Origin of the sequence: Dryocola sharpae (assembly GCF_051307055.1) — a bacterium.
Classification (GTDB): domain Bacteria; phylum Pseudomonadota; class Gammaproteobacteria; order Enterobacterales; family Enterobacteriaceae; genus Dryocola.
Genome location: NZ_CP149994.1, coordinates 1,376,445 through 1,394,439, shown reverse-complemented (window position 1 = coordinate 1,394,439; position 17,995 = coordinate 1,376,445). Strand labels below are relative to the sequence as shown.

Sequence of the window (17,995 nt, the reverse complement as noted above, 5' to 3'; positions counted from 1 at the left end):
AGGCCTCACCATCTGAACCGGGTACTTATTATGTCGCAGATTGCCGTAAACCAACCGACAACAACGATGCCGCAAAAAGGCTGGCAACTGTTTATTTCATTAGCAAAGGGAGTGCATCAGCCCGGAGACGCCTGGCGCAATGCGGCCTATCGCCGTAAATTTATGCTGCGCTCTCTGACCTCGCCCTTTACTACCGGAAAATTATTGTCCACGCTTGCTCAACAGCCGATGCTGGATGAACTGCTTCATATTCAGCCCGGGTTGCCCTGCCGCCTGCATCGCCCTTACCTGTCGGTGAATTTTAACCGTAAGGATACCCTGAATGCATTGTGTTTCCATTATCAAACGCTGATCCACGCCCTGCCGGAAATGCTGTTGCGCCGTCATCTTTCGCCAGGCGGTGCGCGTCTGGCCCGCATTGAAGGTAAAGACGGATCGCAATATTTCATCGATTTCTGCTCGATCGCCAGTCTGGATAAAGAAGGCGAAGCCACGCTTATCATGCTTAACGAAGAAGGCACGGCGCTTGCGGAGCTGACGTTTACCTTATGCCGTTATCAGGGTAAATCAACGCTGTTTATCGGCGGTCTGCAGGGCGCGAAATCCTGGGTGCCGCACGATGCCATCCAGAGCGCGACCAAAGCCTGCCACGGCCTATTTCCTAAACGCCTGCTGCTTGAAGCCGTCTGCCAGCTGGCGCAGCACCTCGAGGTTCGGCAAATTCTGGCCGTCAGCAACAGCGTGCATATCTACCGTTCATGGCGTTACCAGAAGAAGAAAAAAGATAAGCTGCATGCGGATTACGACAGCTTCTGGCAGTCGATGAAGGGAGAATTGCTGGCTGAAGGATATTTCAGGCTGCCAGACGAGGTGGCGCGCAAGCCGCTGGCAGAGATCGCCAGTAAAAAACGCGCCGAGTATCGCCGTCGTTACTCGCTGCTCGACGGCATGGTCGGACACATCGCCAGCCAGTTTTAGTCCGCCCGGCCCCGCGCCAGCCATAAAACGCGCGAGAACATTTTGCGCAGCAATGAAGGAACGGCGTCCACACCGCGCCGTCCAGCCTCCATTGCCACCTCTATGGCAAGATCCGGCTTGGACGAGCGATGAATCGCTTTAATGATTACGCGGCGCATGTTCATCGGCACATCTTCGGGGATATGCGCCACGCGATGGTAAACGTCTGAGAATCCCTGTCGGTACATAAAGTGTTCCATATCCAGCGCCGGTAAAGCGGTGAGATGGTCGCGTTCACGATCCCCGTCGTTATCCAGCAGCCCGCGAACGGTGGCGGCGTACTTTTTCCCCGCTTCGTCACCGTCCACGAGCACGTGCCATTCAATTCCCATTCTGCGCGCAAACTTGATAAGCGGCCTGAGCCCCGACTGCGCAAACTCAATCACCTTTACCCCTTCGGCATCGAAATGGTGGCCGCACTGGCGCGCCAGCTCGTTCATCACCCAGACTTCGGTCTCCCCTTCAACCAGTAACCAGCAGCGGGCAAAAAGAGAGGAGGCGCGATTAAAGCGGATATGAAAGGCGATACGACGGCTCTCTTCCGCGTTCATGCCGCCGGGGCCAAGCCGCCAGGCGGAAACTCTGGAAGATTCGCGCACCAGGCGACAAACCTGCTCCACCGGCGTGAGCGACAGCAGCTCGCCGGAGTTGGTGGTGGTGATTTTTTGCAGCGGCAGCAGGTTAAGCAGATGCCAGGCCACGGAAAGCATGATGGGATGCAGCCGGGTTTCGGGGTCCTCCACAAGCAGCAGCGGACGCGCATCTTTATCCAGCGCCGCCGAGCCTTTCGCCTGCAGCAGCGTAGAAAATATCCCCAGCAGGATCATGCGGTGCGTGCGGCTGTTAGGCTTGTCGATCATCCGGTTGATGATATCAAGATAGCGCCAGCTACGCTGTTCATCATGCGAACGGCGGCGCAACAGGCGCTGATGGGGAATAGCGCCCTGTTCGGAAAAATAGTGCTCCAGCAGCTGCACCATGGCGGAAAGCCCCTGCCGCAGCTGGGCATCCGTGAGGTTTTGCGGTCCTGAAACCAGCTCGCGCGCCAGAAAATCGAGCTGCCGGGCGGTCATTTCCGTTTCCGGCATATCCGGCGCGCTGCCGTTGCGTAAACGACGCATGAAGCGCGCATCGCGCAGCCTGAGAACCGGATTGAGGCGCGTAATTTGCTGGGCAAGCGCGTCAATATTTTCAAGCGCTATCGGCTTTGCCTCATCATCAAGAAAGCTGCGCAGCGTTAATACCGTATTATCCTCCGCAAGCTCGCCTTCAAGGCGATACATGATGCGATGATAGCCGTCGCTGCCTTCAACCCATACCGGTGCGAGCCCGCGGTACCTGTGCCCCAGATAGTGGCCCGGAGCATTCTCACGGAAGGTCAAAACGATATGCAGGTGGTGCTCGCGACCCAGCGTATCACCGGGTGGAAAATGAAAATCTTCGCGTGCAAAGTGATACAGCTTTTCCTGCCCGGAGAGCAGCAGAGTGAGCGCGTCCAGCAGGCTCGATTTACCCCAGGCGTTCTCGCCTATCAGCACGTTGTTTTGCTCAAGCATCAATGACAGACGGTTAATACCGCGAAATCCGACAATCTCAACTCGTTCGAGAAACATACTCCCTCCAGGATCATCCGCTGCATGTCCGTAAGTTGCCATGGCTGGCAATAAAGGGAGTATAGCGGGAAGGCGTCAGGCCTTGTACGATTTTACCGGCGGCAATTTCATCTGCTTTGCATGGAAATTATTAGCCACGTTTACTCCAGGAATATTTTCGCAATATTCTTAAACCTTTTATATTTTTCGAAGTAAATTCCGAAAAGGGATGGCTCTGTATTGCCTGAAATCAATTTAACCGTATATATTGCGCTGGCTCAGGGTAGACGATCTTATCAGAAGATTTTCGGCACTCTCGATGTTTTCTCGTCAGATTTTAATGCCATTAATAAAGAGTGAAATTATCAGCGATTAATTTTTCACTGTGATTCACTGTGCTTTTCACACGAGGTAATTATGTTTAGAAAATTAGCAGCCGAATGTTTCGGTACATTCTGGCTGGTATTCGGTGGCTGCGGCAGCGCCGTATTAGCAGCAGCTTATCCCCAGTCAGGCATTGGATTTGCAGGCGTCGCTCTGGCGTTCGGCTTAACCGTTCTGACAATGGCCTATTCCGTGGGGCATATTTCCGGTGGACATTTCAATCCGGCGGTGACGCTGGGATTATGGGCCGGCGGTCGTTTCCCGCTCAAAGATGTCATTGGCTATATTGTTGCCCAGGTAATGGGCGGAATCATTGCCGCAGGTATTCTTTATTTAATCGCCAGCGGTAAAAGCGGTTTTGACGCAGCGGCCAGCGGCTTTGCTTCCAATGGCTTTGGCGAATATTCACCCGGCGGTTATTCCATGCTGTCCGCGATTATTATTGAAATTGTATTAACCTGCGGTTTCTTAATTATTATTCACGGTGCAACAGACAAAATGGCGCCGGCAGGTTTCGCTCCGCTTGCTATTGGCCTGGCATTAACGCTGATTCACCTGATCAGCATCCCGGTCACCAATACCTCGGTAAACCCGGCGCGCAGCGCCGCGGTGGCCATCTTCCAGGGCGGCTGGGCGCTGCAACAGCTGTGGCTATTCTGGGTAATGCCGGTAATCGGCGGTATTCTGGGCGGCGTTATCTACCGTACCCTGCTGGAAAAACGCAGCTAATCCTGCGGGATTCAGCGCCAGGGCCTGAGCAATCTCAGGCCTTTTCTCTTTATTAATCCTTTTGCATAAAAATCCTCTTTTTACGTCACTTTACTCACTCCGCAACTTTGGGTAGTGTGAGCCGTGCCGTTTTTTTTATCTCAAGGATTGCCCGCCTCATGTTTTCGGGATTGTTAATTATCTTAGTGCCGCTGATTGTCGGCTATCTTATCGCCCTGCGACAAACCAGTCTTTTACAACTCATCAACCGCCTGCTTAGCTGGATTGTTTACGTCATCCTGTTCTTTATGGGAATAAGCCTTGCGTTTCTCGACAACCTGGCGAGCAACCTGCTGGCGATATTCCACTACTCGGCGGTAAGCGTGGTGGTCATTTTGCTGTGTAACGCCGCGGCGCTTTTGTGGCTGGAACGTTCGCTGCCCTGGCATCACGCCCATCAGCAGGAAAAACTCCCTTCCCGAATCGCCATGGCGCTGGAATCTTTAAAACTCTGCTTCGTGGTGGTGGCGGGTTTCCTGCTTGGGCTAACGGGCTGGACGTTTTTGCAGTACGCCACGCAGGCGAGCGAATATACGCTGATTTTCCTGCTGTTCCTGGTCGGCATCCAGTTGCGTAACAGCGGCATGACGTTAAAACAGATAGTGCTTAACCGGCGCGGGATGATCATTGCGGCCGTGGTCGTGCTGAGCTCAATGGCCGGCGGCGTGATAAACGCCTTTATTCTCGACCTGCCTCTTAAAACCGGGCTGGCTATGGCGTCGGGCTTTGGCTGGTATTCGCTCTCCGGCATTCTGATGACCGAATCCTACGGGCCGGTTATCGGCAGCGCCACCTTCTTTAACGATCTCATTCGCGAGCTGCTGGCGATTATGCTGATACCCGGTCTTGTGGCAAAGAGCCGCTCTACCGCCCTGGGCCTGTGCGGGGCCACCTCAATGGATTTCACTTTGCCGGTGCTGCAACGCAGCGGCGGGCTGGAAATCGTCCCGGCGGCTATCGTACACGGCTTTATTCTCAGCCTGCTGACCCCGCTGCTGATGGCCTTCTTCGCTTCCTGATACCTCTTTGGCGGTAGATCTCTGCCGCCAAATTTGCGCTAAATCAATCTCCGCTTAAGTTCCTGTAAAAAGCCCTTTTCTCCCACCTGCGCGAGGCATAACCTTAAACATGTATATTAAATATAACTTTAAAAGGTAAGATCATGTTTTGTGTGCAATGTGAACAAACAATCCGTACCCCAGCGGGCAACGGCTGCTCGTACGCGCAGGGGATGTGTGGCAAAACCGCTGAAACTTCTGACCTGCAGGATCTGCTGATTGCCACTTTACAGGGGCTGTCCGCCTGGGCCGTTGCCGCCCGCGAAGCTGGTATTATCGATCACGAAGCCGACAGCTTTGCGCCACGCGCCTTCTTCTCTACCCTCACTAACGTCAACTTCGACTCCCCGCGCATTATCGGCTACGCGCGCGAGGCCATCGCCCTGCGTGAAAGCCTGAAGGCCCGCGCGCTTGCGGTGAACGCGGATATTACCGTCGACAGCCCAATGGCCGACCTGCAGCTGGTCAGCGATGATTTAGGCGACCTGCAGCGTCAGGCGGCAGCGTTTGCGCCTAACCGCGACAAAGCGGAAATCGGTGAAGATATCCTTGGCCTGCGTCTGCTCTGCCTGTACGGCCTGAAGGGCGCCGCCGCCTATATGGAACACGCCCACGTGCTCGGCCAGTACGACAATGATATCTACGCCCAGTATCACAAAATTATGTCGTGGCTCGGCACCTGGCCTGCAGATATGGGCGCGCTGCTCGACTGCTCCATGGAAATCGGCCAGATGAACTTCAAAGTGATGAGCATTCTGGATCACGGCGAAACCACCAAATACGGTCACCCAACGCCTACGCAGGTGAACGTGCGTCCGGTCGCCGGCAAGTGTATTCTGATTTCCGGTCACGACCTGAAAGACCTGTATGAGCTGCTGGAGCAGACCGAAGGCACCGGCGTTAACGTCTACACCCACGGCGAAATGCTGCCGGCTCATGGCTATCCGGAGCTGCGTAAATTCAAACACCTGGTCGGTAACTACGGCAGCGGCTGGCAGAATCAGCAGACCGAATTCGCCCGCTTCCCGGGGCCTGTGATCATGACCTCCAACTGCATCATCAACCCGGAAGTGGGCTCCTATGCGGACCGTATCTGGACCCGCAGCATCGTCGGCTGGCCGGGCGTTAGCCATCTTGAAGGCGAAGACTTCACGCCGGTGATAGCCCAGGCGCAGCAGATGGCCGGCTTCCCTTACAGCGAAATCGAACACCTGATCACCGTTGGTTTTGGGCGCCAGACCCTGCTGGGCGCCGCCGACACCCTGATTGACCTGGTGAGCCGCGAAAAGCTGCGTCATATCTTCCTGGTCGGCGGCTGCGACGGCGACCGCAGCGAACGCAGCTACTTTACCGATTTCGCAACCAGCGTTCCGAAAGACTGCATGATCCTGACGCTGGCATGCGGCAAATACCGCTTCAACAAGCTGGACTTCGGCGATATTGAAGGTCTGCCGCGCCTGGTGGATGCCGGTCAGTGTAACGACTCCTACTCAGCGATTATTCTGGCGGTTACGCTTGCTGAAAAACTCGGCTGCGGCGTGAACGATCTCCCGCTGAGCCTGGTGCTCTCCTGGTTTGAGCAAAAAGCCATCGTTGTTCTGCTCACCCTGCTGTCGCTGGGCGTGACCAACATCGTGACCGGCCCGACCGCGCCTGGTTTCCTGACGCCGAATCTGCTGGCCATCCTCAACGAGAAATTTGGCCTGCGCGCCATCACCACCGTTGAAGAAGATATCCAGCAGCTGATGAGCGCGTAAGGAGCAGCTATGACCATGCCAACGCCACTGTGCCCGTATCGTATGCAGGTACATCACATTCACCAGGAAACGCCGGACGTCTGGACGCTGTCGCTGATAAACCACGACTTTTATCCTTATAAGGCCGGGCAGTACGCGCTGGTGAGTATTCGCAACGGCGATGAAACGCTGCGCGCTTACACGATCTCATCCACGCCGGGAATCAGCCCGTTCATTACGCTGACTATCCGCCGTATCGAGGATGGCGTTGGTTCCGGGTGGCTGACGCAGGAAGTGAAAGTAGGAGATTACCTGTGGCTTTCTGAAGGCCAGGGGGAATTTACCTGTGAAAACCTCTCCACCGACCGCTATCTGCTGATGGCGGCGGGCTGCGGCGTGACGCCGATTATGTCGATGCGCCGCTGGCTGGCAAAACATCGCCCGCAGGCTGACGTAGCGGTGATTTTCAACGTTCGCTCACCGGAAGAGGTAATTTTCGCCGAAGAGTGGCGCGATTATCCGGTTACGCTGGTGGCAGAAAATAACGCTACCCATGGTTTTATCGCTGGTCGCCTGACTCGCGAAATTCTGGAAGCGGTTCCGGATATCTCTTCTCGTACCGTCATGACCTGCGGGCCCGCGCCTTATATGGAGCTGGTGGAAAAAGAAGTGAAGGCGCTGGGCGTCACCGAGTTTTATAGCGAGAAGTTTTTCACGCCGGTCGCAGCGCCTGTGGACAGCGGGCTGAAATTCACCACGCTAAAACCGATGCGCGAATTCTACGCTCCCGTTGGCAGCACGCTGCTGGCGGCGCTGGAAAGCAACAGCGTGCCGGTTAACGCCGCCTGCCGCGCCGGGGTTTGCGGGAGCTGTAAAACTAAAATCGAATCCGGAGATTACACCGTCAGCAGCACCATGACGCTGACCGAGGCCGAAATCGCCAACGGTTACGTGCTGGCCTGCTCCTGCCATCCGCAGAGCGATTTGGTTCTGGCCTGAGATAAAACATGCCACCTGCCTGCGGGTGGCACTTTCTGCCCGGCGCCTTCTCTTTCATTGACTAAGCTTGTTAACGGTAACTGAATCGTGACAAGGAGAACCGATGAAACAGACCGTAGCCGCTTATCTGGCAAAAACTCTTGAAAGCGCAGGCGTGAAACGCATCTGGGGCGTGACCGGCGATTCCCTCAACGGCATCAGCGACAGCCTGAACCGCATGGGCACCATAGACTGGATGCCGACGCGTCACGAAGAGGTGGCCGCTTTTGCCGCGGGCGCCGAAGCGCATCTTACCGGCGAGCTGGCCGTCTGCGCGGGCTCGTGCGGTCCGGGCAACCTTCACTTAATCAACGGCCTGTTCGACTGCCATCGCAACCGTGTTCCTGTCCTTGCGATCGCCGCACATATTCCCTCAAGCGAAATCGGCAGCGGCTATTTTCAGGAAACGCATCCTGAGGAGCTGTTCCGCGAATGCAGCCATTACTGCGAGCTGGTGTCATCCCCGGAACAAATTCCGCAGGTGCTGGCGATCGCCATGCGCAAAGCGGTGCTTAACCGTGGTGTTTCTGTCGTGGTTCTGCCCGGCGACGTGGCCCTTAAGCCGGCGCCTGAAACCGCAACGACGCACTGGTATCCCGCTCCGCAGCCCGTCATCATCCCGCAGCATGAGGAGCTGAAAAAGCTCGCTCAGCTGCTGCGCTACAACGACAACATCGCGCTGATGTGCGGCAGCGGCTGTGCGGGCGCTCATGAAGAATTAGTGCAGTTTGCCGCAACGCTAAAAGCGCCGATTATTCACGCCCTGCGCGGCAAAGAGCACATCGAATACGACAATCCATACGACGTCGGCATGACCGGACTTATCGGCTTCTCATCCGGCTTCCATACCATGATGAACGCCGATACGCTGATCCTGCTCGGCACCCAGTTTCCGTATCGCGCCTTTTATCCGACCGATGCAAAAATCATTCAGATCGATATCAATCCCGGCAGCATCGGCGCGCACAGTAAAGTCGATATGGCGCTGGTCGGCGATATAAAGGCCACGCTCGCCGCCCTGCTGCCGCTGCTGGAAGAAAAAACCGATCGCAGCTTCCTCGACAGGGCGCTGGATAACTACCGCGAAGCGCGTGAAGGCCTGGACGAGCTGGCGCAGGCAAGCGATGAGGGCAAGCCCCTCCATCCGCAATACGTGGCGCAGCAAATCAGCAAATATGCCGCTGAAGACGCGATTTTCACCTGCGACGTAGGCACGCCAACCGTCTGGGCCGCACGCTATCTGAAAATGAACGGTAAACGCCGCCTGCTCGGCTCCTTCACGCACGGCTCAATGGCGAACGCCATGCCCCAGGCGCTGGGCGCGCAGGCCACGGCGCCCGAGCGCCAGGTGGTAGCCATGTGCGGCGACGGCGGCTTCAGCATGCTGATGGGCGACTTTCTCTCCGTGGTGCAGATGAAGCTGCCCATTAAAATCGTGGTATTCAACAACAGCGTGCTGGGCTTTGTGGCAATGGAGATGAAAGCGGGCGGCTATCTGACGGACGGCACCGACCTGCACGCAACCAACTTCGCCAATATTGCCAACGCCTGCGGCATCACCGGCATCCGCGTTGAGCAGTCGGCGGATCTCGATAACGCCCTTCAGCGCGCCTTTAGCATTGACGGTCCGGTGCTGGTGGACGTGGTCGTGGCGAAAGAGGAGCTGGCTATTCCGCCGCAAATCAAACTGGAGCAGGCAAAAGGGTTCAGCCTGTATATGCTGCGCGCGATTATCAGCGGCCGCGGCGACGAAGTTATTGAACTGGCGAAAACCAACTGGTTCCGGTAAAACAGAGGCTTACTGTGGATATTAATGAGGTTCCCCCGTGATAGATCTGCGCAGCGACACCGTCACCCGCCCGTCCAGAGCCATGCTTGAAAAAATGATGGCCGCGCCGACCGGCGATGATGTGTATGGCGACGACCCGACGGTCAACGAATTGCAGGCGTATGCCGCGAAAATCAGCGGTAAAGAAGCCGCGCTTTTTTTACCAACCGGCACGCAGGCAAACCTTGTCGCGCTGCTCAGCCACTGCGAGCGCGGCGAAGAGTATATCGTTGGCCAGCTCGCGCATAATTATCTCTACGAGGCAGGCGGCGCCGCCGTGCTGGGCAGCATTCAGCCTCAGCCCATCGAGGCTAATCAGGACGGTTCGCTGCCGCTTGATAAAGTCGCGGCGAAAATCAAACCGGACGATATCCACTTCGCCCGTACAAAACTCCTTAGCATTGAAAACACCCATAACGGCAAAGTTCTGCCGCGCGAATATTTGCAGCAGGCGTGGGAATTTACCCGCAAACATAACCTTGCCCTCCACATTGACGGCGCGCGTATTTTCAACGCGGTAGTCGCTTACGGCTGCCAGCTCGAAGAGATTGTTCGCTATTGCGACACTTTCACTATCTGCCTTTCCAAAGGGCTCGGCGCCCCGGTTGGCTCGCTTCTGGTCGGCAGCCAGGATTATATCAGGCGCGCGATACGCTGGCGTAAAATGGTCGGCGGCGGGATGCGGCAGGCCGGGATTCTGGCGGCGGCAGGCCTGTACGCGCTGGAAAACAACGTTCAGCGTCTTCACGAAGATCACGAGAACGCGCACTGGCTTGCCGGCGAGCTTCGCGAAATTGGCGTGGACGTGACGCGCCAGGATACCAATATGGTCTTTGTGCGCGTTCCGGTTGAACAGGCGGAATGCCTCAGGAAATATATGCGCGAGCGTGGCGTCTTAATGAGCGCCGGACCGATTACCCGCCTGGTCACTCACCTCGACGTCAGCCGCGCGCAGCTCGCCGAAGTGGTTAATCACTGGCGCGCCTTCGCACAGCAATAGCTGGGGTTCAGGGAAGATGGCTCAGCCACAAAGGATTCTGGTACTCGGCGCGAGCGGCTATATAGGTCAGCATCTGGTGCCTGCGCTTGCTAAAGCCGGGCATCACATCGTTGCCGCTGCACGCCGCGTGGAGTGGCTGAAGAAGCAGCACTGGCCCGGCGTTGAATGTCACCATATCGATCTCCAGTGGCCGCATCATCTCCCGGCGCTGCTCGAAGGCGTGGAGACCCTCTATTACCTGGTGCACAGCATGGGCGACGGGCCGGATTTTGTCGCCCATGAGCGCCAGGCCGCGCTTAATCTGCGCGACGCGCTTGCCGAGCATCCTGTAAAACAGATTATCTTCCTGAGTTCCCTGCAGGCGCCGGATGGCGATCGAAGCTCTGACCACCTGCGCGCCCGTCGGCTCACCGCTGACATCCTGCGCGACTCCGGCGTGCCGGTAACCGAACTGCGCGCCGGGATTATCATCGGCGCGGGTTCAGCGGCGTTTGAAGTGATGCGCGATATGGTTTACAACCTGCCGGTGCTGACGCCGCCGCGCTGGGTGCGTTCGCGCACTACGCCCATCGCGCTGGCAAACCTGCTTTATTATCTTGTCGCGCTACTCGACCATCCCGCGCAGGAAAACCGGCTGTTCGAGGCGGCCGGGCCGGAGGTGCTCAGCTACCAGCAGCAGTTTGAACGCTTTATGGCCATCAGCGGCCACCGCCGCCCGCTGATCCCCGTTCCGCTGCCGACCCGCTGGATCTCCGTCTGGTTCCTGAATGTCATTACCTCAGTACCGCCTACAACTGCAAAAGCGCTGATTCAGGGGCTGAAGCACGATCTCCTGGCGGACGATAGCGAGCTGCGGGCCCTCATTCCCCAGCGGCTTATCACATTTGACGACGCCGTTCGGGCGACCCTTAGCGAAGAAAATAAGCTGGCAAACTCGCAGGACTGGGGATACGACGTTCAGGCGCACGCCCGCTGGCGCCCGGAATATGGCTACTTTCCTAAACAGGCCGGTTATACCATGCGGACCCGCGCGAGCCTCGCTGAACTATGGGAAGTGGTGAACCAGCTCGGCGGTAAAGAGGGTTACTTTTTTGGCAACCTCCTCTGGCGGACCCGCGCCTTCATGGATCTGCTGATGGGACATAAGCTCGCTAAAGGCCGTCCTGCTCGTCCGATGCTTGAAGTGGGCGACAGGGTGGACAGCTGGAAAGTCATTATCGCCAGCCCGCAAAAGGAGCTGGCGCTGCTGTTTGGTATGAAAGCGCCCGGCCTTGGACGCCTCACTTTCACCCTGCACGACGAGGGTGACAGGCGAACGCTGGATGTTCGCGCCTGGTGGCATCCTCACGGCACCGCCGGGCTATGCTACTGGCTGGTGATGATCCCCGCGCATCTGTTTATTTTCCAGGGGATGGCGCGGCGTATATGCCATTTAGCCGAACAATCTTCGCGCAAAGAGCGTCTATAGTTCTTATTCTTACTCACAGGGCATTGCAAGCGTTGCCGTTTCACGGAAAAATGCCCGCGTTAATCTCAACCACGATGAGTTGGTCTACATGAAGGTACTGGTCACGGGCGCCACCAGCGGTTTAGGCCGAAACGCGGTCGAATATTTACGTGCGAAAGGCATCAGCGTTCGAGCCACCGGCCGCAATGAGGCGATGGGCAAGCTGCTGAAAAAAATGGGCGCCGAGTTTGTGCATGCAGACCTGACCGAACTCGTCTCCTCGCAGGCAAAAGTGATGCTGGCCGATGTCGACACGCTCTGGCACTGCTCAAGCTTTACTTCGCCGTGGGGCACGCAGGAGGCTTTCGATCTTGCCAACGTGCGCGCGACCCGCCGTCTGGGTGAATGGGCCGTCGCCTGGGGCGTACGCAACTTTATTCATATCTCCTCGCCGTCGCTCTATTTTGATTATCACCACCACCGCAATATCAGCGAGGATTTTCGCCCGGTGCGCTTCGCGAACGAATTTGCGCGCAGCAAGGCCGCAAGCGAAGAGGTGATTCAGCTCCTGGCGCAGGCCAACCCGCATACGCGCTTTACGGTTTTGCGCCCGCAAAGCCTGTTCGGGCCTCACGATAAAGTGTTCTTCCCGCGCCTGGTACAGATGATGCGTCATTACGGCAGTATCTTACTGCCGCGCGGCGGGGATGCGCTGGTTGATATGACCTATCTGGAAAACGCCGTCCACGCTATGTGGCTCGCCTCTGAGCACAACGAGCTGCCTTCCGGCCGCGCCTATAACATCACTAATATGGAAGCGCGCCCGCTGCGCACTATCGTGCAGAAGCTGATCGACGATCTGGATATCAAATGCCGCATCCGCTCCGTGCCCTATCCGATGCTGGATATGATCGCCCGCGGCATGGAAAAATTTGGCAACAAGGCGGCCAGAGAGCCGGCGCTGACGCACTACGGCGTGTCAAAGCTGAATTTTGATTTGACGCTGGATACCTCGCGTGCCGAAAGTGAGCTGGGCTATAAGCCCATTGTCACGCTTGATGAGGGGATTCGCCGTACCGCGCTGTGGCTGAAAGACCACGGTACGCTGCACCGTTAATTAGCCCTGGCCATATTTCTCCAGCAGCGCTTCCGCTATCGCCAGGCTTTGCGCATCCGCCACGCCGCTATACAGCGCCGGGCGGAAGTGCATCTGGAAGGCGCTTATCACCCGCCGCTGCTCAGCTTCCGTCATTCCCGCAGTAACCTGATAGCCGTAACGCGACAGTAAATCCAGCAGCCTTGCGCTATCCACCGGTTCGTACGGATCGCGGCCGTTGAGATAAAACGCCACTCGCGCAGCGTCAGGCCACGCGCCAATCCCTTTTTGCGCCAGCTGCTGCCAGGGGAAAAGCGGACCGGGATCGACTTTACGCTGCGGCGCGATATCGCCGTGAGCGACCACGTTCTGCGGCGCGATGTGATAACGCCCGATAATCTCTTGCGCGAGCTTTTCCAGCGCGTCGATTTGCGGAGCGTTAAAAGGATAAAACTGCTTCATCTCGCCCTGACGGCTGTAGCCCTGGTTTTCCAGCTCAATGCCGATAGAGGTATCGTTGATGCGGGTAGCGCCGCGCCAGAAGCTGACGCCAGCATGCCAGGCCAGTTCGCTTTCCGGCACCAGCTGCCAGATAACCGGTTTGCCGCCCGAGCGCGGCGGAGTAGCGGGAATGAGGTAATGAACGCTGACATTTTTGTCCGTCAGCGTCGCAAGCGAGCCGTGGAAATCGTCGGCGGTATAGTGAATAACCAGCACTTTTACACGTGGATAAGCCGCCTGCGCCTGGCGGCGGACATCAATTTTATAGCTGCCCTTATCGATAATACCCTTTTCGCTGGCGCAGCCCGCCAGCAGCGCAGCAATAATTAAGGCGGCGATACGCGCTTTCATCGGCGGGTTTTCACCGCCGTGCCCGTTACGCTCACCATCAGCATGCTGCCCTCTTTGCCGACGGTTTCGTAATCGATATCAATGCCCACGACGGCGTTCGCGCCCAGGCTTTCAGCCTGTTCCTGTAGCTCTTTGAAGGCTATCTCACGCGCTTTACGCAGCTCCTTTTCATAGGCCCCGGAACGGCCACCGACGATGTCGCGCACGCCGGCAAAAAAATCACGGAAAATATTAGCGCCCAGAATAGCTTCCCCGGTCACCACGCCGCAGTATTCGGTGATGCTTTGCCCTTCAAGCGTCGGGGTGGTCGTAAATTGCATTGGCTTCTCCTCTCTGTGGATCAATATCTTAGCGCGCCGCCCGCCACGCATTTTGACAGCGATACGCTATGCTAAGGTAGTCCTCTTGAGAAAATAAGGAAATAAAAATGCGCAGCTCAGTTTTGACTCTTCTGCCGTGCGCCATGCTTCTGACGGCCTGTACCACCAGCGTTAATCCCGCTTTTAAAGATATCGGCACCCACGGCGGCCCGTGTACTGAAGGCGGCCCGGATAGCGTGGCGCAGCAGTTTTATGACTATCAGATAGCCCACAAAACTGTAGGAACCAGCGGGCTAACCGGCCTGCGTCCTTACCTTAGCGATTCGCTCTCGCAGCAGTTGCAACAGGCCAGCGGCTCGCCGAATGCGCAGAACGCCTTTATGCGCGGAGATATTTTCTCCAGCAACGCTGGCGGCGCGGACAAAGCAGAAGTGGCCTCCGCGTCAACCATTCCGAATACCGACGCACGAAATATTCCGCTGCGCGTGACGCTCACCAAAGGCAGCCAAAGCTGGCAGGATGAAGTGCTGATGATCCGCGAAGGGCAATGCTGGACGGTTGACGACGTTCGCTATCTCGGCGCCAACAGCCGCGCGCCTTCCGGCAGCCTGCGTCAGGCCATTGAAACCAACTAGCCGATGACTATGCGCGCTCCCGGCGGGGCGAAACCCATTACCCATATAAATAGTCTGGCGTTTTCCGCTAACTCCGACATTTATTCCTGGTTCCACCCCGCCGCGCTATTTTGTGCTAGCTTTAGTAATGAAACCCGGTTGTTTTTAAGTTTTAACGCACAAAGATTGCATAACTATTCTGTTAAAGGTAATCTTTGCGGCCTCAATTGCTACGTAACCGCAACGAATGAGTATTCAACTAAACGGCATTAATTGCTTTTACGGCGCGCATCAGGCGCTGTTCGATATCACCCTTGAGTGCCCGCATGGCGAAACGCTGGTGCTGCTTGGTCCAAGTGGTGCGGGCAAGAGCTCGCTGCTGCGCGTGCTCAACCTGCTTGAGATGCCTCAGTCCGGGCAGCTCAGCATTGCGGGTAACCACTTTGACTTCACCAAAGCGCCCGGCGAAAAAGCTATTCGCGAGCTGCGCCAGAACGTGGGTATGGTGTTTCAGCAATACAATCTCTGGCCGCATCTGACCGTGCTGCAAAACCTGATTGAAGCGCCCTGCCGCGTCTTAGGTTTAAGCAAGGACGATGCCCGCGCGCGCGCGGATAAGCTGCTCGAACGCCTGCGCCTCAAACCTTATATGGACCGCTATCCCCTGCACCTTTCCGGCGGTCAGCAGCAGCGCGTGGCTATCGCCCGTGCGCTGATGATGGAGCCGCAGATCCTGCTGTTTGATGAGCCAACCGCCGCGCTGGATCCGGAGATCACCGCGCAGATCGTCAGCATTATTCGCGAACTGGCAGAAACCAACATTACCCAGGTCATCGTCACTCACGAAGTGGAAGTGGCGCGCAAAACCGCCAGTCGCGTGGTGTACATGGAAAACGGCCATATTGTTGAACAAGGTACGGCGAGTTGCTTTACCAACCCGCAGACCGACGCGTTTAAATTCTATTTATCACACTGATGTTGAACGGGAAAATGACAATGAAAAAAGTTCTGCTTGCCACATTGCTCGCCGGTCTGAGCCTGTCTGCCACGGCTGCACAAACCATTCGTTTTGCTACGGAAGCCTCTTACCCTCCGTTTGAATCCATGGACGCTAACAACAAAATCGTTGGCTTCGATGTCGATTTGGCGAACGCCCTGTGTAAAGAGATCGATGCGACCTGCACCTTCTCCAACCAGTCTTTCGACAGCCTGATCCCCAGCCTGAAATTCCGCCGTATCGACGCGGCAATGGCCGGTATGGACATCACGCCGGAGCGTGAAAAACAGGTTCTGTTCAGCAACCCGTATTACGACAATTCCGCTCTGTTCATCGGCCAGAAAGGCAAAGTTGCCGACATCGCGGGGCTGAAAGGCAAAAAAGTCGGCGTGCAGAACGGCACCACGCACCAGAAATTCATCATGGATAAGCATCCGGAAATCACCACCGTTCCTTACGACAGCTACCAGAACGCGAAGCTGGATCTGCAAAATGGCCGCATCGACGCGGTATTCGGCGACACGGCTGTGGTAACCGAATGGCTGAAAGCCGAGCCGAAACTGGCGGCAATCGGCGACAAAGTGACCGACAAAGGCTACTTCGGCACCGGTCTGGGCATCGCGGTTCGTCAGGGCAATACTGACCTGCAGGCGAAGTTCAATAGCGCGCTTGAGAAGGTGAAGAAAGATGGTACTTACCAGACCATCTATGAAAAATGGTTCCAGAAGTAAGCCACGCTGAATGAACGAAATGTTTCCTTTAGCAAGCGCCGCCGGGATGACCGTCGGCCTTGCCGTTTGTGCGCTGGTCATCGGCCTTGCGTTGGCGATGCTCTTCGCTGTCTGGGAGTCTGCCAGATGGCGACCGGTGGCATGGGCTGGCTCAGCGCTGGTGACCGTGCTGCGCGGCCTGCCTGAAATTCTGGTCGTGCTCTTTATCTATTTTGGCTCCTCTCAGCTGCTGCTGACCTTATCTGACGGCTTTACCCTGCAGCTTGGGTTTGCGCAGATCCCGGTGCAGATGCAGATTGAGAACTTCGACGTCAGCCCGTTCCTGTGCGGCGTGATTGCCCTCTCCCTGCTCTATTCCGCTTACGCTTCGCAAACGCTGCGCGGCGCGCTGAAAGCCGTGCCCGTCGGGCAGTGGGAATCAGGCCAGGCGCTGGGCCTATCGAAAGCGGCCATCTTCTTCCGGCTGGTGATGCCGCAGATGTGGCGCCATGCGTTGCCGGGGCTGGGTAATCAGTGGCTGGTGCTGCTGAAGGATACCGCCCTGGTGTCGCTTATCAGCGTCAACGATTTGATGTTGCAGACCAGAAGTATTGCCACTCGCACCCAGGAGCCGTTTACCTGGTATGTCATCGCCGCCGCGATTTATCTGGTGATTACGCTTGTGAGCCAGTACATCCTCAAACGTATCGACAGGCGCGCCACGCGCTTTGAGCGGAGGTCCGGCTGATGCTTGAATATTTACCGCAGCTGCTTAAGGGCCTGCACACCAGCCTGACGCTGACCGCAGCATCTATTGTCGTGGCGCTGATGCTGTCGCTGATTTTCACCATCATCCTGACGCTAAAAACGCCGGTGCTGGTGTACATCGTTCGCGCCTATATCACGCTGTTCACCGGCACGCCGCTGCTGGTGCAAATCTTCCTGATTTACTACGGCCCGGGTCAGTTCCCGTCGATACAGAACTACCCGGCGCTCTGGCACCTGCTCTCTGAGCCCTGGCTGTGCGCGCTGATTGCGCTTTCTCTGAACAGCGCCGCGTACACCACGCAGCTCTTTTACGGCGCTATCCGCGCGATCCCGGAAGGCCAGTGGCAATCCTGCGGCGCGCTGGGGATGAGCAAAAAAGATACGCTGGCCATTTTGCTGCCGTACGCCTTTAAACGCGCCCTGTCGTCTTACTCCAACGAAGTGGTGCTGGTGTTCAAGAGCACGTCTCTGGCCTATACCATTACGCTGATGGAGGTGATGGGCTACGGGCAACTGCTGTACGGGCGTACCTACGACGTAACGGTGTTTGGCGCCGCGGGCCTGGTTTATCTGGTGGTCAACGGCGGGTTAACGCTGGCGATGCGTCTGATAGAACGCCGTGCGCTGGCCTTTGAACGCCGAAGCTAACAGGCTTGCTAAGGCGGGGATCTTCCCGCCTTTTTTATATTTATATGCGTATAATTATACGTTTTTATTGAATATAAATTCATTTACTGGCATGGTTATCTGACGTCGGAAAACGACGATGA

General features: G+C 56.7%; 17 protein-coding genes. 14 read left to right on the top strand and 3 right to left on the bottom strand.

Annotated elements, in window-relative coordinates; translation table 11 throughout:
* The first annotated feature begins 30 nt into the window (after positions 1-30).
* On the top strand, positions 31-978 hold the full coding sequence (locus tag WLO31_RS06675; protein WP_435929700.1) for a VirK/YbjX family protein: 948 nt from the start codon (positions 31-33) through the stop codon (positions 976-978).
* On the opposite strand, the gene WLO31_RS06670 is transcribed toward WLO31_RS06675, so the two are convergent.
* On the bottom strand, positions 975-2,630 hold the full coding sequence (locus WLO31_RS06670) for an ATP-dependent endonuclease (protein WP_435929699.1): 1,656 nt from the start codon (positions 2,628-2,630) through the stop codon (positions 975-977). The two genes, WLO31_RS06675 and WLO31_RS06670, sit on opposite strands and share 4 nt — an antisense overlap.
* A 396-nt stretch (positions 2,631-3,026) precedes the next feature.
* On the opposite strand from WLO31_RS06670, the gene aqpZ reads away from it, so the two are divergent.
* The 8 genes from aqpZ (at position 3,027) to WLO31_RS06630 (ending at position 12,985) form a co-directional block, all read left to right on the top strand.
* Positions 3,027-3,722 carry an aquaporin Z gene (gene aqpZ / locus WLO31_RS06665; RefSeq protein ID WP_435929698.1) on the top strand — a complete coding sequence of 232 codons (696 nt, stop codon included), beginning with the start codon at positions 3,027-3,029 and terminating at the stop codon, positions 3,720-3,722.
* 158 nt (positions 3,723-3,880) lie between these two features.
* On the top strand, positions 3,881-4,780 hold the full coding sequence (locus WLO31_RS06660) for a lysine exporter LysO family protein (protein WP_435929697.1): 900 nt from the start codon (positions 3,881-3,883) through the stop codon (positions 4,778-4,780).
* 143 nt (positions 4,781-4,923) lie between these two features.
* Complete coding sequence (gene hcp / locus WLO31_RS06655) at positions 4,924-6,576, top strand: hydroxylamine reductase (RefSeq protein ID WP_435929696.1); 1,653 nt, start codon at positions 4,924-4,926, stop codon at positions 6,574-6,576.
* Between the two features lie 9 nt (positions 6,577-6,585).
* On the top strand, positions 6,586-7,554 hold the full coding sequence (gene hcr, locus WLO31_RS06650; RefSeq protein WP_435929695.1) for an NADH oxidoreductase: 969 nt from the start codon (positions 6,586-6,588) through the stop codon (positions 7,552-7,554).
* Positions 7,555-7,657: 103 nt separating this feature from the next.
* Positions 7,658-9,382, top strand: a complete 1,725-nt coding sequence (gene poxB / locus WLO31_RS06645; RefSeq protein ID WP_435929694.1) for a ubiquinone-dependent pyruvate dehydrogenase — start codon at positions 7,658-7,660, stop codon at positions 9,380-9,382.
* 37 nt (positions 9,383-9,419) lie between these two features.
* On the top strand, positions 9,420-10,421 hold the full coding sequence (ltaE, locus tag WLO31_RS06640) for a low-specificity L-threonine aldolase (RefSeq protein WP_435929693.1): 1,002 nt from the start codon (positions 9,420-9,422) through the stop codon (positions 10,419-10,421).
* A 16-nt stretch (positions 10,422-10,437) separates the two neighbouring features.
* Complete coding sequence (locus WLO31_RS06635) at positions 10,438-11,889, top strand: DUF2867 domain-containing protein (RefSeq protein WP_435929692.1); 1,452 nt, start codon at positions 10,438-10,440, stop codon at positions 11,887-11,889.
* Positions 11,890-11,977: 88 nt separating this feature from the next.
* Complete coding sequence (locus WLO31_RS06630; RefSeq protein WP_435929691.1) at positions 11,978-12,985, top strand: NAD-dependent epimerase/dehydratase family protein; 1,008 nt, start codon at positions 11,978-11,980, stop codon at positions 12,983-12,985.
* On the opposite strand, the gene WLO31_RS06625 is transcribed toward WLO31_RS06630, so the two are convergent.
* Positions 12,986-13,816 carry an N-acetylmuramoyl-L-alanine amidase gene (locus WLO31_RS06625; protein WP_435929690.1) on the bottom strand — a complete coding sequence of 277 codons (831 nt, stop codon included), beginning with the start codon at positions 13,814-13,816 and terminating at the stop codon, positions 12,986-12,988.
* Complete coding sequence (locus tag WLO31_RS06620; RefSeq protein WP_435929689.1) at positions 13,813-14,136, bottom strand: heavy metal-binding domain-containing protein; 324 nt, start codon at positions 14,134-14,136, stop codon at positions 13,813-13,815. The genes WLO31_RS06625 and WLO31_RS06620 overlap by 4 nt, the downstream gene beginning before the upstream one ends.
* A 107-nt stretch (positions 14,137-14,243) precedes the next feature.
* Here WLO31_RS06620 and WLO31_RS06615 point away from each other — a divergent pair, with 107 nt between their 5' ends.
* From WLO31_RS06615 to artM, 5 genes are all read left to right on the top strand, one after another.
* Positions 14,244-14,771 carry a lipoprotein gene (locus WLO31_RS06615; protein WP_435929688.1) on the top strand — a complete coding sequence of 176 codons (528 nt, stop codon included), beginning with the start codon at positions 14,244-14,246 and terminating at the stop codon, positions 14,769-14,771.
* 226 nt (positions 14,772-14,997) lie between these two features.
* Complete coding sequence (artP, locus tag WLO31_RS06610) at positions 14,998-15,726, top strand: arginine ABC transporter ATP-binding protein ArtP (RefSeq protein WP_435929687.1); 729 nt, start codon at positions 14,998-15,000, stop codon at positions 15,724-15,726.
* 20 nt (positions 15,727-15,746) lie between these two features.
* Positions 15,747-16,478, top strand: coding sequence for an arginine ABC transporter substrate-binding protein ArtI (gene artI, locus WLO31_RS06605; protein ID WP_435929686.1), 732 nt, complete (start codon positions 15,747-15,749; stop codon positions 16,476-16,478).
* 10 nt (positions 16,479-16,488) lie between these two features.
* Positions 16,489-17,205: an arginine ABC transporter permease ArtQ gene (artQ, locus tag WLO31_RS06600; protein ID WP_435929685.1), complete on the top strand. Its 717-nt coding sequence runs from the start codon at positions 16,489-16,491 to the stop codon at positions 17,203-17,205.
* The gene (gene artM / locus WLO31_RS06595; protein ID WP_435929684.1) at positions 17,205-17,873 is read left to right on the top strand and encodes an arginine ABC transporter permease ArtM; all 669 of its coding nucleotides are present in this window, start codon (positions 17,205-17,207) and stop codon (positions 17,871-17,873) included. The genes artQ and artM overlap by 1 nt, the downstream gene beginning before the upstream one ends.
* The last annotated feature ends 122 nt before the right edge of the window (positions 17,874-17,995 follow it).

Bases quoted from the DNA above. Each gene is read 5' to 3' on its own strand.
- WLO31_RS06675 (WP_435929700.1), top strand. From the start codon at position 31: ATGTCGCAGATTGCCGTAAACCAACCGACAACAACGATGCCGCAAAAA.
- WLO31_RS06670 (WP_435929699.1), bottom strand. From the start codon at position 2,630: ATGTTTCTCGAACGAGTTGAGATTGTCGGATTTCGCGGTATTAACCGT.
- aqpZ (WP_435929698.1), top strand. From the start codon at position 3,027: ATGTTTAGAAAATTAGCAGCCGAATGTTTCGGTACATTCTGGCTGGTA.
- WLO31_RS06660 (WP_435929697.1), top strand. From the start codon at position 3,881: ATGTTTTCGGGATTGTTAATTATCTTAGTGCCGCTGATTGTCGGCTAT.
- hcp (WP_435929696.1), top strand. From the start codon at position 4,924: ATGTTTTGTGTGCAATGTGAACAAACAATCCGTACCCCAGCGGGCAAC.
- hcr (WP_435929695.1), top strand. From the start codon at position 6,586: ATGACCATGCCAACGCCACTGTGCCCGTATCGTATGCAGGTACATCAC.
- poxB (WP_435929694.1), top strand. From the start codon at position 7,658: ATGAAACAGACCGTAGCCGCTTATCTGGCAAAAACTCTTGAAAGCGCA.
- WLO31_RS06635 (WP_435929692.1), top strand. From the start codon at position 10,438: ATGGCTCAGCCACAAAGGATTCTGGTACTCGGCGCGAGCGGCTATATA.
- WLO31_RS06630 (WP_435929691.1), top strand. From the start codon at position 11,978: ATGAAGGTACTGGTCACGGGCGCCACCAGCGGTTTAGGCCGAAACGCG.
- WLO31_RS06625 (WP_435929690.1), bottom strand. From the start codon at position 13,816: ATGAAAGCGCGTATCGCCGCCTTAATTATTGCTGCGCTGCTGGCGGGC.
- WLO31_RS06620 (WP_435929689.1), bottom strand. From the start codon at position 14,136: ATGCAATTTACGACCACCCCGACGCTTGAAGGGCAAAGCATCACCGAA.
- WLO31_RS06615 (WP_435929688.1), top strand. From the start codon at position 14,244: ATGCGCAGCTCAGTTTTGACTCTTCTGCCGTGCGCCATGCTTCTGACG.
- artP (WP_435929687.1), top strand. From the start codon at position 14,998: ATGAGTATTCAACTAAACGGCATTAATTGCTTTTACGGCGCGCATCAG.
- artI (WP_435929686.1), top strand. From the start codon at position 15,747: ATGAAAAAAGTTCTGCTTGCCACATTGCTCGCCGGTCTGAGCCTGTCT.
- artQ (WP_435929685.1), top strand. From the start codon at position 16,489: ATGAACGAAATGTTTCCTTTAGCAAGCGCCGCCGGGATGACCGTCGGC.
- artM (WP_435929684.1), top strand. From the start codon at position 17,205: ATGCTTGAATATTTACCGCAGCTGCTTAAGGGCCTGCACACCAGCCTG.